Below are 12,996 nucleotides of genomic sequence, written 5' to 3' on the forward strand. Positions count from 1 at the left end.
CTCGTCCGTCTTTTGATCGCAACGCCCAATCAACCCGTGAAGAGGAACACGCAAAATGACCGACCAGACCCCACCCCGCGCCAAGGTGCTTGGCGGGCTGACCCCTTATCTGCAGGTCGACGGCGCTATCAAGGCGGCCGAGTTGTACAAGAAGGCTTTCGGGGCCGAGGAGGTCTTTGCCTATCCGCCCGACGACAAGGGCCGCACCATGCACATCCATCTTTACGTCAACGGCTCGACGCTGATGCTGGGCGACGCCTATCCCGAGCACGGCCATCCGCATCAGGCGGCGCAGGGTTACGTGCTGCAGCTCCACCTCGGCAGCGACGATATCGATGCCTGGTGGAAGCGCGCGGTGGACGCCGGCTGCGAGATCGTCACGCCGCTCCAGGTGATGTTCTAGGGCGACCGCTGGGGCCAGGTGAAGGATCCCTTCGGCGTCGCCTGGGCGATGAACGCGCCGGTGAAGTAAATTCCCTAGCGAGCAGCGTCGCCAGCAGGGCTGACGCGCTCACCCGCGCCGGGTCGTACCCCCGCCGACCCGGCGCTTGTTTTTCAGCAAAGGAGTTTCACCATGTCCTATGTCGACGGTTTCGTGCTTGCCGTGCCGAAGGCCACCCTCGACGACTACAAGAAGCTGGCCAATCGTGCAGGCCCAATATGGATGGAGCACGGCGCGCTCTCCTACGTCGAATGCATCGGCGACGACGTGCCCTATGGCGAGCTGACCTCGTTCCCGCGCGCCGTGCAGGCGAAGGACGACGAAGTCGTCATCTTTGCCTGGGTGGTCTATGAATCCAGGCAGAGCCGCGACGCGGTCATGGCAAAAGTGATGGCCGACGAACGTCTCAAGATGGACTGGTCGACAATGCCCTTCGACGGCAAGCGCATGATCTTCGGCGGCTTCCAGCCGTTCATCGAGCTTTGAGCAACTGGCGCAACTCCAGGGCTGGCAGATTGCGACCTTTGCGATTGGCCGAAACGATCCTGAGGTCGTCATCCTATGGCGGAGCAAGGAGCGAAGCGACGCGGCGCAGACCATAGGATCCATGCCATTACCTATAAGCGTCACCGCGGTGCAGAACGACCTCTGTTCTGCGCCGCCTTTACCCTTCGCGCGAAGTCACGGCATGGATCCTCGGGTCTTCGCGACGCCGCTTCGCGGCTGCTCCGCCCGTGGATGACGAAGTTCGGGCGCTTCGGCCAATCGATGGCCGGTATGCTAATTCAGCCGATCGAGCAGCGGCTTCAGCCTGTCGCCATAGCGCTTCCACAGATCGACCGAGCCCTGATACATCGGCTGGCGCACCTGCGCGGCCGACGCCGTGCGCACCGGCCGGTCGGTCTCATGGAACGACAGCACCTTGTCGTCCCAGGGCAGGCCGAGATGCGCCATCAGCGCCCGCGTCTGCCCTTCCTGGTCGGCGACGAAATCCTCGTAGCGCACATCGTGGACGACGCCGGGCAGCACCTTGTGCCAATGCGCCATGATGTCGGTATAGAGGTTATGGAAATCGGCGAGCTCGCCGAGATCGTAGCCGTAACGGTGGCTGTCGCCGCGGAAATGCACCTTGAAGATCGACAGGCACGTGGCCGCCGCGTCGCGTGCGCAATGCACGATCTTGGCCTTCGGCAGCATCATGTGCAGGAAGCCGACCAGCAGGAAGTTGCCCGGCATCTTGTCGGTGACATGCTTGAAACCCGGATAGCGGGTGTGCAGCATGTCGAGATAGGCCTGCCCCGCCTCGGCGAAGGCCTTGTCCGGCATGTCGGCGATCCCCCAGGGAAAGCCGCCCGGCATGCTCATCGGAAACTGCTTGCCGACCGCCGTCTTCAGGATGCTGAGCTCGCCGGCGCCAAAGACCTGCGGATGGCTGGCGATGATCTGCTCGACCAGCGTCGTGCCGGAACGCGGCATGCCGACGACGAAGATCGGCGTATCGTCGGAAATGTCGCTCGGCCTGTGCTTTTCGAAGAAAGCCTCGTCGAAGACCGCCTTCATCGCTTCGAACTCGTCGCGTGTCCTCACCGGGTCGTAGTCGATGCCCTTGCGACGGATCGCGTTGCCCTCGGCGAAATAGTCGAAGGCGCGGCCATAGTCCTTCAGGTCGTCACTGGCCTTGCCGAGACCGAAGGAAAGCTGCATGCGCGCAAGGCTGTCCTGCGGCGCCTTGGCATGCTCGGCTTCCATCCCCGCGAGTTCGGCATCGCGTTCGGTCTGGCGCTTGACCTGCGTCAGCAGAAGCCAGGCTTTGGCCATAGCGGGAGCGATCGCCACCGCCTGGCGGGCAAGATCGGCGGCTTCCGCAAGCTTGCCCTTCTCCATCATGGCGACGCCGAGCCCATAGAGCAGTTCGGCATCCTTGGGCCGGATCGACAGTGACTCGCGGAAGAGCGCAATCGCCTCGTCCAGCCGCCCGGCTTCCTGCAGCGTTTCGGCAAGGCCGATGCGGGCCCGCACATGGAACGGGTTGCGGCCGATCGTGCCGCGGTAGATCTCCTCGGCGCCCTCGAACTGGCCGAGCTGCTTCAGCGACGAGCCGAGATTGTCGCGCGCTGCCAATTGGTCCGGCCGGATGTCCACCGCGCCGCGGAAGAAATCGACGGCGGCGGCGACGCGACCGAGGTCGCGCATCACCGTGCCCATATTGTTGAGGAAGTCGGCGTTCCGGGGCTGCAGCGTCACCGACTGCTCGATGAGGTCGAGCCCTTCCTCGCTACGGCCGGTCTGGTGCAGGAGAAGCCCGAGGAAGTGCAGGGCCGCGGCATGGTTCGGCTGCTGCCCCAGCACCTGCCGGTAAAGCGACTCCGCTTCCTGGCGGCGCCCTGCCTGGTGCAGCTGCAGCGCCCGCTGCACATAAGGATCGAGCGGGCTTGCCGAACCGGCTTTGCCACTCGCGCCCGCAGCTCTTCTCTGATCTCTATTAATGGGAAACCTGCCGTGTTTGTCCGTCCGCTCGACCTAAGCCAAGCGGGCGGTAGATTCAAGTGCGTGGGCAGAACGCAGGCGCGGCCTCGCTAACAAGGCCCATCGCCAACGATGCGATAGTCCGCAGCACGCGCTTCGCACGCATTGGGGAAGGTGCGAACCTCGCCGTGGCGCCTGGCGCAGACCGGCGCGTATTCGCGGGTGCAGAAGGTCTGCTCGCCACCTCCGCCATCCCGGCAAGGACCGTCGCGCACGATGCGATACCCTGCCCTGTCGGCCAGGCAGGCATTGGCGAAGGTCTGGCGGTCGCCGCCGCGCCGTGCGCAGACCGGTTCGTATTGCATGGTGCAGAGCTGCGGATGCGGCCTCGGCGGGCGTGGGCCGGACCCTTCGTCGACCACCACTGTGCAGGCCGCCAGCAATGCCGACAGAAGCATGGCGACAAGACCGCCCTGCCGTGAAACGATTGCCGCGAGAAATCGCATGGGCCCCTCCTCACCATCGAGACTGGCATCGATTGGTGACGATCCTCGCCATTCCGGCATCAAAGGCAACCCCCGGTTTCTTGAATTGCCCCGGCCGAAAGAACCCGGCGCCGCATGCCTTCGCGCTGGCCCATGCCTGGCCTTTTTCTGGCCGATGACCGGTCAAGACGCCGGGTCTATCGATGCCCTTGCGTTGGGCGCGCCGAGGGCCGCCCGCGGCGCTGTCTTGCAACCATCACGTTTCCGTGTAATAAATTTGGTGTTCGGGCATTTACGACCCGGAGAGCGGCGCGTTTTGGACGACCTTTCCCCGATAGTGTGAATCTCTGACGGCCCCGTTTTTCGGCGGGGGCTTTGACCATGCGCGAATGCATAACTGCCGAAGCAACACCGGGATCAGCCCAAGGCAGCGGGCGAGCCCACGAGACTGATACGGGTGAAGGAGTTTCCCCATGGCCCAGACCGGCACCGTAAAGTTCTTCAACGCCACCAAAGGCTTCGGCTTCATCACGCCTGACGGCGGCGCCAAGGACGTGTTCGTCCATATCTCCGCGATCGAGGCCTCCGGCCTGCGCACGCTCGTCGACGGCCAGAAGGTCACCTTCGACGTCGAGCCGGACCGCATGGGCAAAGGCCCGAAGGCGGTCAACCTGCGCGCTGCCTGAGCAGGCAAAGCTGCCTGTTTTCAGCTGATGATTGGCGTAGCAGGATCATGATTGGGCTTCGCAAGAAGCTTGAGTTTTCGAGGGCGCGACGGTTCCGTTGCGCCCTTTTTTGTCCGGCAAATGGCGCGATTGGCAGGCGAAAACTTTCTCTTGCCGATAGCGCTAAAATAAAGGACAAATTTCCTCTCGGGCAGTTTGCCGGCCCGAGACTGACTTGATGGGATCAAAGGAGCTTCCCATGCCGCAGACCGGCACCGTCAAATTCTTCAACCATGCCAAGGGCTTCGGCTTCATCACGCCCGACGATGGCGCGAAGGATGTCTTCGTCCATATTTCGGCCGTGCAGGCGTCGGGCCTTCCCGGTCTTGAGGATGGGCAGAAAGTGACATTCGACACCGAGCCGGACAAGCGCGGCAAGGGTCCGAAGGCCGTCAATCTGTCTATCGGCTAAGCCGGCTCAAGACGGATCCGACGGAGGCTGAGCAGGCGGGGACGCTCCCGCAGAGCTCGGAATTTTGTTCGAGCCGCGAAATCGTTTGACCCAATTTTGTTCAGCCTCCGTTCAGCCACGGTCTCCTATTAACCTTTGCTAAAGCCGATCCGCATCCCTGAAAAATACGCGGGCCGGCGCGAAGGAGACCGAAAATGAACCGATTTCTCAAGACCGCCATCCTGACCGCCGGCATTGCCGCGACCACTTTGGCCACCTTCTCGGCGGCTAATGCTGACGATTGGCGCTGGCATCGTCATCATCATAATGGCGACGCCCTCGCCGCCGGCGTTGTCGGCCTCGCGGCAGGCGCCCTGATCGGCAGCGCGCAACCCCGGGCCGAGATACTACGATCCGGCCTATGATGACGGCTACTATGTCGACCGACCCGTTCGCCGCTACTACGTTCAGCCGCGTGTCGTCTATGCCGACCGCTATGCCGAGCCGTGGACCCGCGACTGGTACGAGTATTGCTCGGACCGCTACCGCACCTTCAACTCGCGTACGGGCACATTCACCGGCAATGATGGCGAGCAGCATTTCTGCGTCGCCAACTAACCGGAGCAATTCCAGGAAAAGTGTGAAACAGTTTCCGTTCGGAATTGCGTCTAAACAACCATTAGGGTTCCCTGCCCCAGGCAAAAGCGCCCGCTTCTCCGCGGCGCTTTTGTTTTGTTTGCGGGTCAGACCAAAAATGGATTGGTCCGCCGCTCCTCGCCGAAACGGCCGCCCGGACCGTGGCCGCAGATGAAGCCGATGTCGTCGCCAAGCGGCAGAAGCTTGTCCTTGATCGAGGCGATCAGCGCGGCGTGATCGCCGCCCGGCAGATCGGTGCGGCCGATCGAGCCGCGAAACAGCACGTCGCCGACATGGGCGAACTTGGCCGCGCGGTTGTAGTAGACGACATGGCCCGGCGCGTGCCCCGGACAATGCAGCACCTCGAATACATGCTCGCCGAAAGAGACCGTGTCGCCTTCGCTCAAGAAGCGGTCCGGCACGCAATTGCGCACGGGATCCGTCAGCCCAAAACGCCTGGCCTGGTTCTCGAGATTGGCGAGCAACGGCCGGTCGGCCTCATGCGGACCAACGATATCGACGCCGAGCGAGTCCTTCAGGTCCATCGCTCCGCCGGCATGATCGATATGGCCGTGGGTGATCCAGATCGCCTCCGCGGTGATCGCATTGTCCTTCAGCGCCGCCAGTATCTTGTCGACATCGCCGCCGGGATCGACGACGACGCCGTTCCTGTCGTTCATGTCGAACAGGATGGCGCAGTTCTGCTGGAAGGGCGTGACCGGCACGATGCCGGCGTTGAGCTGACCCATGATTTTCCTTTCGAAGTGTCGCCCTGATGTAGAGAACACGGCGGACTGCGTCCACCGTCAGCCCGGGCGAATGACCCTCGAAAAGGAAATGCCGGCGGCAGCCGCCGGCTGACACTTGAAAAGAAATGGGCGGCCGCAGCCGCCCATTGTGCAGGCCCGAAAGGTATCTTGGCCTATTTCTTCATCGCGCCCATGACCGCGCCGATGATGGCGGTCAGGATGGCGCCGCCGCCGGCGCCGCCGACGATATTCTGCACGTTCAACGCGCTGCCCAGTCCGCCCGCCGCAGCCGCGGCCGCCGCCGTATCGACCGTACCGCCGCCGAGCAGGCTGCCGAGAATGGCCGCGCCGCCGACGCCGCCGATGGCGCCACCGAGGATCTTGGGAAGCTGACCCAGTGCCGCTTGTTTAAACGCCGCGCCGACGGCCTGACCGCCGATAACACCCGTAATCACCTGAATAACGATCGCAACGAGCGTGTTCGTATCCATGTACCTCGTCCCTCCATAGCCGCCAGCCTCCTCGGGCCGACGCCATCATGAGACGCCGAATTGTTCGAAAGTCAAATGCGCGGGCACTTAAATAAAAGGGGCGGCCCGAAAACCGCCCCTGTTGCACAAAAAAGCTGTGACTATCTCTATTCTGCGGCAATGGCGTGCTTTGGTTGCACTGCAGCAGAATAGTCGTTCATCAACGTCTTTGCGATCTCGCCGACTTCGAATCGGTATGGACCGATCTCCGAAACCGGAGTGACTTCCGCGGCCGTGCCGGTGAGGAAGCACTGCTCGAAGCCTTCGAGCTCTTCCGGCATGATGGCGCGCTCGATCACCTCGAAACCGCGGTCCTTGGCCAGGCCGATGACGGTGCGGCGGGTAATGCCGTCGAGGAAGCAGTCGGGCGTCGGCGTATGGATCTTGCCGTCCTTGACGAAGAAGATGTTGGCGCCGGTGGCTTCCGCCACCTGGCCGCGCCAGTCGAGCATCATGGCGTCGGCATAGCCCTTGGCCTCGGCGGCGTGCTTGGAGAGCGTGCAGATCATGTAAAGGCCGGCGGCCTTGGACTTGGACGGCTCGGTGCGCGGGTCGGGCCGGAGCCATTCGGCGATGTCGAGACGGATGCCCTTCAGCTTCTGCGCCGGGTCGAAATAGCTCGGCCACTGCCAGATGGCGATGGCGCAGTTGATGCGGTTGTTCTGCGCCGAAACGCCCATCTGCTCGCTGCCGCGCCAGGCGATCGGGCGCACATAGGCGTCCTGGAAACCCTGCTTCTTCAGAAGCGTGCGGCAGGCCTCGTCGATCTCGGCGACCGAATAGGGAATCTTGAAGCCGAGCAGGCGCGCCGATTCATGCAGGCGCTCATTGTGCTCGGTCAGCTTGAAGATCTGGCCGCCATAGGCGCGCTCGCCCTCGAAGACGGCGCTGGCATAGTGCAGGCCGTGGGTCAGCACGTGGATCTTGGCGTCGGCCCAATTGACGAACTCGCCGTTCATCCAGATGAAGCCGTCCAGTTGGTCGAAGGGAACGGATGCCATGGAAACCTCCCGCGGGCGGGCGCCCGCAAATCGTTGTGTCATATGGCGTTTCGTGTCAGCCGCGCCACAGGGTCCGAAACGCCGGCCGGTGCCTGGAAACGTAGGCGGATATTCAATCCATGGCAAACTCAGGAAGTTCCGGAAAAACGACTTCCGCTTGCCTTTTCGTTCGCAATCCGCCGAAAAGCTTGTCAAAAATTATCATTGCCGGGAAATTACGTCAACAGTACTGACGTAATCCTCGCTTGGGCATGGAGACATGATGACGGATCGAAGCCCCGCAACCGGAAAACCGATCAGGACGGCGATCTCCGACGAAGACGGCATCGACTTCGCCATCATCGAGCTGTTTTTCTTCGCCTATCGCGACTTCACCTCCGATCCCGACCAGATCCTTGCCGATTACGGCTTCGGCCGCGCCCACCATCGCGTGCTGCATTTCGTCAACCGCAGACCCGGTCTGACGGTTGCCGAGTTGCTCGACGTGCTGAAGATCACCAAGCAGAGCCTGGCGCGGGTGTTGAAGCAGTTGATCGACACGGATCATATTGTCCAGGTGCAAGGTCCGCGCGACCGCCGGCAGCGCGAGCTCTACCCGACCGCCAAGGGACGCGCGCTGGCACTGGCGCTGGCACGGCCACAGTCGCGCCGCATCCGTGCTGCATTGGAGGATTCCGGGACCACCGAACGCGCCTCGATCGAAAGATTCCTGGAGGCGATGGTCAATCCGGAACTAAGGGCGCAGATCAACATTGTGCCTGCGCAAACATCGGGGAAGAAAAATGGAGACCACTGAGAAGGTTGATCATCCGGCAGCGCCCGGCGATGATGCGCCGCATCTGCTGGTGGTCGATGACGACACCCGCATCCGCAATCTGCTCAAGCAATATTTGTCCGAGAACGGTTTTCGCGTCACCGTCGCCGGTAACTCCGGCGAGGCCCGGCGCAAGCTCGCGGGGCTCGACTTCGACCTGCTTGTGCTCGACGTCATGATGCCCGGCGAAACCGGCGTCGACCTCACCAAGGCGCTGCGGGCCGAGAAGAACGTGCCGATCCTGATGCTGACGGCGCTGTCGGAAACCGACAGCCGCATCACCGGGCTCGAGGCCGGCGCCGACGACTATCTGCCGAAGCCCTTCGATCCGCGCGAGCTCATCTTGCGTATCAACAACATCCTGCGCCGCGGCGGGCCGGCGGCGACGCCGAAGGTCGAGCAGCTCGTCTTCGGCCCCTACACGTTCCAGATCGCCAAGCGCGAACTGAAGCGCGGCGGCGAGGCGCTGAAGCTGACCGACCGCGAGCAGGAGATCCTGGCGATCTTCGCGGCGCGTGCGGGCGAGACGATTCCCCGCCACGAGCTCGTCGGCGACGAATCGGATGTCGGCGAACGCACCATCGACGTCCAGATCAACCGGCTGCGCCGCAAGATCGAGCGCGATCCGTCCAATCCGGTCTGGCTGCAGACCGTGCGCGGTATTGGGTATCGGCTCAGCGTCGAATAAAATGCTCGTCGCTGGCCGTTGCTGAACGGCCATCGATGAGCGGAAGGGCGAATGGCGACCACGCAACTGGACAAGCCCAAAGGCGGCGGCCTCGGCGATCTCGCATTGCGGACGCTAAGAGCGATGCCGCGCGCCTGGAACCGGTTCTGGCGCCTGGTCGCGCTCTACATGCCGAAGCGGCTTTATGCCCGCTCCCTGATCATCGTCATCGCGCCGATGATCCTTTTGCAGTCGGTCGTCGCCTTCGTCTTCATGGAGCGCCACTGGCAGACGGTCACCCAACGCCTGTCGCAGGCGACGATCGCAGACATCGCCGCCATCATCGACATGATGGAAACCTATCCGCACGACGCCGATTACGCCAACATCATCCGCATCGCCCAGGACCGCATGCAGCTGAAAGTGGATCTGCTGCCGCCCGATCCCCTGCCGCCCCCCGGACCGAAGCCGTTCTTCTCCATCCTCGACACGGCCCTGTCGTCGGAGATTACCCGTCAGATCAACCGTCCCTTCTGGATCGACACGGTCGGCAACTCCAATGTCGTAGAGGTCCGCGTCCAGCTCGAAGGCAAGGTCCTGCGCGTCTTCGTGCGCCGCAGCCAGGCCTATGCCTCGAACACCCACATCTTCCTTATCTGGATGGTCGGCACCTCGCTGGTGCTCTTGATGATCGCCATCCCCTTCCTGCGCAACCAGATCAGGCCGATCCTGACCTTGGCCGAAGCCGCCGAGAGCTTCGGCAAGGGGCGGCCGATGCCGCGCGATTTCCGCCCCCGCGGTGCGGAGGAAGTGCGCCGTGCCGGCTTCGCCTTTATCCAGATGCGGGAGCGCATCGAGCGCCAGATCGAGCAGCGGACCGCCATGCTGACCGGCGTCAGCCATGACCTCAGGACCATTCTAACCCGCTTCAAGCTGCAGCTGGCGCTGGCCGGAGGCAAGTCGGAAACCAAGGCCGCGCTCAACCAGGACATCGACGACATGCAATCGATGCTGGAGGGCTATCTCTCCTTTGCCCGCGGCGAGGCGGCGGAAGACACCGGCCGCTTCGATCTCGATGCCTATTTCCAGAAGCTTGGCGAGGAAGCGCAGCTGCGCAAATGCAAGCTGTCGACGACACTGACCGGCGATCCGACCGTGCATGTGCGGCCGAACGCCTTTGCCCGGCTGATGTCCAACGTCATCGGCAACGCCTTCCGCTATGCCAAGACCGTCGAGGTTCATGCCAACCACGGCCGCGGCTCGCTGACCGTCACCATCGACGATGACGGTCCCGGCATTGCGCTCGACAAGCGCGAAGAGGTGTTCAAGCCGTTCCTGCGGCTCGACGAGGCGCGCAACCTCGATGCCAGCGGCACCGGTCTCGGCCTGTCGATCGCCCGCGACATCGCCCGCAGCCACGGCGGCGACATCAGCCTGGAAGACAGCCCGCTCGGCGGCCTGCGCGCCGTGATCAAGGTCCCCGCCTAAATCGGGCAAAGACAGGCTTCATCCGCCCGTCATGAAACCATGGTCAAGAGCGCGCATGAAGCGCGCGACCTTTATCGATTCGGCTCTGCCGCCCCGCTTCGATCCCGTGCCTGCCCGGGTGCGCTGGAGCGAAGCGAGAGCTGCTGCCTGGTCGCCGTTCCGCCACCGCGCCGGCGCGCTCAAGAATCCCTCCGAAGGATCGTCATGCGAATCCTGATGGTCACCGATGCATGGCGGCCGCAGGTCAACGGCGTGGTCCACACGCTGGAGCGGCTGACCGAAACCTTGAAGTCCTACGACGTCCAGGTCGATTTCCTGACGCCGAACATCTTCCGCACCTTGCCGCTGCCGACCTATCCGGACATCCGGCTCGCCTTGACGACGCCTGGCCATGTCGCGCGTCTGATCGATGCGCGCAAGGCCGACCATATCCACATCGTCACCGAAGGGCCGCTGGGCATCATGGCGCGCCGCTATTGCCGCAAGGCCGGGCGCCCCTTCACGACCAGCTACCATACGCGTTTTCCCGAATATCTCAGCGCCCGCCTGCCGGTGCCGGAAAGCTGGGCCTATAACTGGCTGCGCGACTTCCACAATTCCGGACAGGGCACGCTTGTCGCCACACAGTCGCTGGCGGACGACCTCGCCGCGCGCGGCTTCAACAAGCTGAGACCCTGGACGCGCGGCGTCGACACCGATCATTTCCGGCCGGACAAGCGCAAGGACAGCTTCCCTCGCCCCGTCTTCCTCTGCGTCGGCCGCGTCGCGATCGAAAAGAACCTGACCGCGTTCCTTGATCTCGACCTCCCCGGCAGCAAGGTGGTGGTCGGCGAAGGGCCGGAGCTGGCAAAGCTCAAGGCCCGCTATCCGAACGCGCATTTCCTCGGCCATCGCCCGAACGACGAACTGGCGGAGATCTATGCCTCGGCCGACGTCTTCGTCTTTCCGAGCCGCACCGACACGTTCGGCAACGTCATCATCGAGGCTTTGGCCAGCGGCACGCCGGTAGCCGCCTATCCGGTGACGGGACCGATCGACATCGTCGGCGACGGCGTTGGCGGCGCGGTATCGGAGGATCTGGGCGAGGCCGCGCTCAAGGCGCTTCGCATCGACCGCGCGGAGGCGCGCCAGCGCGCCATGCGCTACAGCTGGAAGGCCTGCGCCGAGATGTTTCTCGACGTGGTCGAGGAAGCGCTGAGGATGCCGCGCAAGCTGGCTGCCTGACAGAGCCGGCGGCGTCGGCTCTCCGACGGTGCGGATCGGGGGCAGTTGCGCCGCCTCTTCAATGCCGCCGACTCGTGCATTTCCTCCAAGAATTCCTGGACTTCGACAACTTGCCAATGCCTTTGGGCAAGTCTTCCGCGTGAAGTTGTTTAGACGCGCCGCGAGATCGCGCGCCGACGAGCTTTGATCCCGCGAGCGCGCTCCTTGCGAGAGCTTGCGCGACAGTTCCTTGCGGTGCATTATTCTGCGTAAGTAGTTCGCTGCGGGGTTGACGCCGATTTCAACGCTGGACGAGTTGCCTGCCGTATCGCGGAAGCGTCGCGTCTTGCGCATCGGCAAGACCGTTGCGAGGGTGTTCGGCTATTGCCGCGCGAATGCCTGGCCGCTCTTCGTGGCCGCCTGGTTTCCCTGCTTTCTGACGACGCTCTGTCTGGCGGTGCTTACCCTTATTCTTTTTGCCGATCCGGAGCAGGCGCCTACCTGGCTCCTATCGCGAGGCTTTGCCCCCAGGACTTGGCTTTCCGCCGTCGTTGCCGCGCCGTTCTCGGCGATGGTCTTTGCGTTCGTTCTCGACCGCATGGCAAACGCGCCCGAGCACGGCCATATCGTTGTTCGGCGCGGCATTGAGCGTGTCAAACGCTTCGCTATCCCGGGCGTGCGCTTTGAGCTCGGCCAACGGATTCTTCTGGCTGCGTTGCTTCTCGCGGCCGTCCAGCTTTTTTGCGGCTTTGCGGTCGCGGGCGAGCACAGACTGTTTGTTGCCGGCCTGCTGGCCACACATGACCAGCCGCTCAGCCCCGAGGACGTCGCGTCCTGGGCGATGGCGAGGGGAGTCTTCAACATGCTTGTGGGCGGCTTCATACTTGCCTGGGCATATCTCTTTGTCGGCGATTTTCTCTGGACGGGATCGTTTGATCCAGTCGGGTGCTGGCGCGCGCTCGACGGCAATCGTCTGCGTTTCGTCGCCATAATGTTCATCGTTTTCGCAATAGTTGCCATACTCAAATATGGGCTGGGCCTCGCCGTAGGCTTGATCCTGATTCCCGCGGATGGCGCGTCGCCTTCCTTCTTGAACCTTATGCTGATGCATTTCGGACTGGCTTGGCCGTTCGACGGCCTCCATCTCGTGCTTTCAGCCGCAACGGTAGGGACCATTCTCGGCGCGTTTCGGCCCCCGGCTATCGCTTCGCAGTCTGCTCGGTAATTTCTAGAGTCTTTCACGTTTTGACGGAAGCGTATCCGGCGTTTGCGAAGTAGTTCTTGCATTCGGCTGCCTCGATGGTTTCGACGAGGTGGCCGATGTGTCGCCAGGTGTCCTCGACGGTGCGTTTCTGCGCCTGGCGCATCCAGTGTTTGATCTTGGCGAAGGCCTGCTCGA

General features: G+C 63.1%; 14 protein-coding genes and 3 pseudogenes. 11 read left to right on the forward strand and 6 right to left on the reverse strand.

Going from position 1 to position 12,996, the window contains the following annotated elements:
- The first annotated feature begins 55 nt into the window (after positions 1–55).
- Positions 56–472, forward strand: a pseudogene (locus RFN30_RS19540) (VOC family protein).
- A gap of 102 nt (positions 473–574) precedes the next feature.
- Positions 575–928 carry a DUF1428 domain-containing protein gene (locus RFN30_RS19545; RefSeq protein WP_320263713.1) on the forward strand — a complete coding sequence of 118 codons (354 nt, stop codon included), beginning with the start codon at positions 575–577 and terminating at the stop codon, positions 926–928.
- A gap of 294 nt (positions 929–1,222) precedes the next feature.
- Here the strand turns inward: RFN30_RS19545 and RFN30_RS19550 are convergent, their stop codons facing one another.
- Together RFN30_RS19550 and RFN30_RS19555 are read right to left on the reverse strand one after the other, a co-directional pair.
- Complete coding sequence (locus RFN30_RS19550) at positions 1,223–2,857, reverse strand: tetratricopeptide repeat-containing sulfotransferase family protein (protein WP_320263714.1); 1,635 nt, start codon at positions 2,855–2,857, stop codon at positions 1,223–1,225.
- A 161-nt stretch (positions 2,858–3,018) separates the two neighbouring features.
- Entirely contained in the window at positions 3,019–3,414 is a 396-nt protein-coding gene (locus RFN30_RS19555) for a Kazal-type serine protease inhibitor domain-containing protein (RefSeq protein ID WP_320263715.1), read from the reverse strand.
- 452 nt (positions 3,415–3,866) lie between these two features.
- On the opposite strand from RFN30_RS19555, the gene RFN30_RS19560 reads away from it, so the two are divergent.
- From RFN30_RS19560 to RFN30_RS19570, 3 genes and pseudogenes are all read left to right on the forward strand, one after another.
- Positions 3,867–4,079: a cold-shock protein gene (locus RFN30_RS19560; RefSeq protein ID WP_006202520.1), complete on the forward strand. Its 213-nt coding sequence runs from the start codon at positions 3,867–3,869 to the stop codon at positions 4,077–4,079.
- A 238-nt stretch (positions 4,080–4,317) separates the two neighbouring features.
- A complete protein-coding gene (locus RFN30_RS19565; RefSeq protein WP_006202521.1) occupies positions 4,318–4,530 on the forward strand; it encodes a cold-shock protein in 213 nt (70 codons plus the stop codon).
- Between the two features lie 194 nt (positions 4,531–4,724).
- A pseudogene (locus RFN30_RS19570) lies at positions 4,725–5,127 on the forward strand (BA14K family protein).
- A gap of 125 nt (positions 5,128–5,252) precedes the next feature.
- On the opposite strand, the gene RFN30_RS19575 reads toward RFN30_RS19570, so the two are convergent.
- The 3 genes from RFN30_RS19575 to RFN30_RS19585 form a co-directional block, all read right to left on the reverse strand.
- Entirely contained in the window at positions 5,253–5,894 is a 642-nt protein-coding gene (locus RFN30_RS19575; RefSeq protein WP_320263716.1) for an MBL fold metallo-hydrolase, read from the reverse strand.
- Positions 5,895–6,067: 173 nt separating this feature from the next.
- On the reverse strand, positions 6,068–6,385 hold the full coding sequence (locus RFN30_RS19580; protein ID WP_320263717.1) for a hypothetical protein: 318 nt from the start codon (positions 6,383–6,385) through the stop codon (positions 6,068–6,070).
- A gap of 146 nt (positions 6,386–6,531) precedes the next feature.
- Positions 6,532–7,425, reverse strand: coding sequence for a branched-chain amino acid aminotransferase (locus tag RFN30_RS19585; protein ID WP_320263718.1), 894 nt, complete (start codon positions 7,423–7,425; stop codon positions 6,532–6,534).
- 262 nt (positions 7,426–7,687) lie between these two features.
- On the opposite strand from RFN30_RS19585, the gene RFN30_RS19590 reads away from it, so the two are divergent.
- From RFN30_RS19590 to RFN30_RS19615, 6 genes are all read left to right on the forward strand, one after another.
- On the forward strand, positions 7,688–8,221 hold the full coding sequence (locus tag RFN30_RS19590; protein ID WP_168247656.1) for a MarR family winged helix-turn-helix transcriptional regulator: 534 nt from the start codon (positions 7,688–7,690) through the stop codon (positions 8,219–8,221).
- Complete coding sequence (locus RFN30_RS19595; RefSeq protein ID WP_059188911.1) at positions 8,208–8,927, forward strand: response regulator; 720 nt, start codon at positions 8,208–8,210, stop codon at positions 8,925–8,927. The genes RFN30_RS19590 and RFN30_RS19595 overlap by 14 nt, the downstream gene beginning before the upstream one ends.
- Positions 8,928–8,978: 51 nt before the next feature.
- Positions 8,979–10,394: an ATP-binding protein gene (locus RFN30_RS19600; protein ID WP_320263719.1), complete on the forward strand. Its 1,416-nt coding sequence runs from the start codon at positions 8,979–8,981 to the stop codon at positions 10,392–10,394.
- A 55-nt stretch (positions 10,395–10,449) separates the two neighbouring features.
- Complete coding sequence (locus RFN30_RS19605) at positions 10,450–10,611, forward strand: hypothetical protein (protein ID WP_320263720.1); 162 nt, start codon at positions 10,450–10,452, stop codon at positions 10,609–10,611.
- Positions 10,593–11,618: a glycosyltransferase family 4 protein gene (locus RFN30_RS19610; RefSeq protein WP_502572749.1), complete on the forward strand. Its 1,026-nt coding sequence runs from the start codon at positions 10,593–10,595 to the stop codon at positions 11,616–11,618. The genes RFN30_RS19605 and RFN30_RS19610 overlap by 19 nt, the downstream gene beginning before the upstream one ends.
- 325 nt (positions 11,619–11,943) lie before the next feature.
- Entirely contained in the window at positions 11,944–12,822 is an 879-nt protein-coding gene (locus tag RFN30_RS19615; RefSeq protein ID WP_320263722.1) for a hypothetical protein, read from the forward strand.
- A gap of 13 nt (positions 12,823–12,835) precedes the next feature.
- Here the strand turns inward: RFN30_RS19615 and RFN30_RS19620 are convergent.
- Positions 12,836–12,996 (reverse strand): annotated as a pseudogene (locus RFN30_RS19620) (IS630 family transposase); the annotation flags it as partial.

The sequence above is a fragment of the Mesorhizobium dulcispinae genome, assembly GCF_033977345.1.
Lineage (GTDB): Bacteria > Pseudomonadota > Alphaproteobacteria > Rhizobiales > Rhizobiaceae > Mesorhizobium > Mesorhizobium dulcispinae.

What these genes read in the sequence shown, in the direction of transcription:
- RFN30_RS19545 (WP_320263713.1), top strand. Translation starts at nt 575, where the DNA reads ATGTCCTATGTCGACGGTTTCGTGCTTGCCGTGCCGAAGGCCACCCTC.
- RFN30_RS19555 (WP_320263715.1), bottom strand. Translation starts at nt 3,414, where the DNA reads ATGCGATTTCTCGCGGCAATCGTTTCACGGCAGGGCGGTCTTGTCGCC.
- RFN30_RS19560 (WP_006202520.1), top strand. Translation starts at nt 3,867, where the DNA reads ATGGCCCAGACCGGCACCGTAAAGTTCTTCAACGCCACCAAAGGCTTC.
- RFN30_RS19565 (WP_006202521.1), top strand. Translation starts at nt 4,318, where the DNA reads ATGCCGCAGACCGGCACCGTCAAATTCTTCAACCATGCCAAGGGCTTC.
- RFN30_RS19575 (WP_320263716.1), bottom strand. Translation starts at nt 5,894, where the DNA reads ATGGGTCAGCTCAACGCCGGCATCGTGCCGGTCACGCCCTTCCAGCAG.
- RFN30_RS19580 (WP_320263717.1), bottom strand. Translation starts at nt 6,385, where the DNA reads ATGGATACGAACACGCTCGTTGCGATCGTTATTCAGGTGATTACGGGT.
- RFN30_RS19585 (WP_320263718.1), bottom strand. Translation starts at nt 7,425, where the DNA reads ATGGCATCCGTTCCCTTCGACCAACTGGACGGCTTCATCTGGATGAAC.
- RFN30_RS19590 (WP_168247656.1), top strand. Translation starts at nt 7,688, where the DNA reads ATGACGGATCGAAGCCCCGCAACCGGAAAACCGATCAGGACGGCGATC.
- RFN30_RS19595 (WP_059188911.1), top strand. Translation starts at nt 8,208, where the DNA reads ATGGAGACCACTGAGAAGGTTGATCATCCGGCAGCGCCCGGCGATGAT.
- RFN30_RS19600 (WP_320263719.1), top strand. Translation starts at nt 8,979, where the DNA reads ATGGCGACCACGCAACTGGACAAGCCCAAAGGCGGCGGCCTCGGCGAT.
- RFN30_RS19605 (WP_320263720.1), top strand. Translation starts at nt 10,450, where the DNA reads ATGAAGCGCGCGACCTTTATCGATTCGGCTCTGCCGCCCCGCTTCGAT.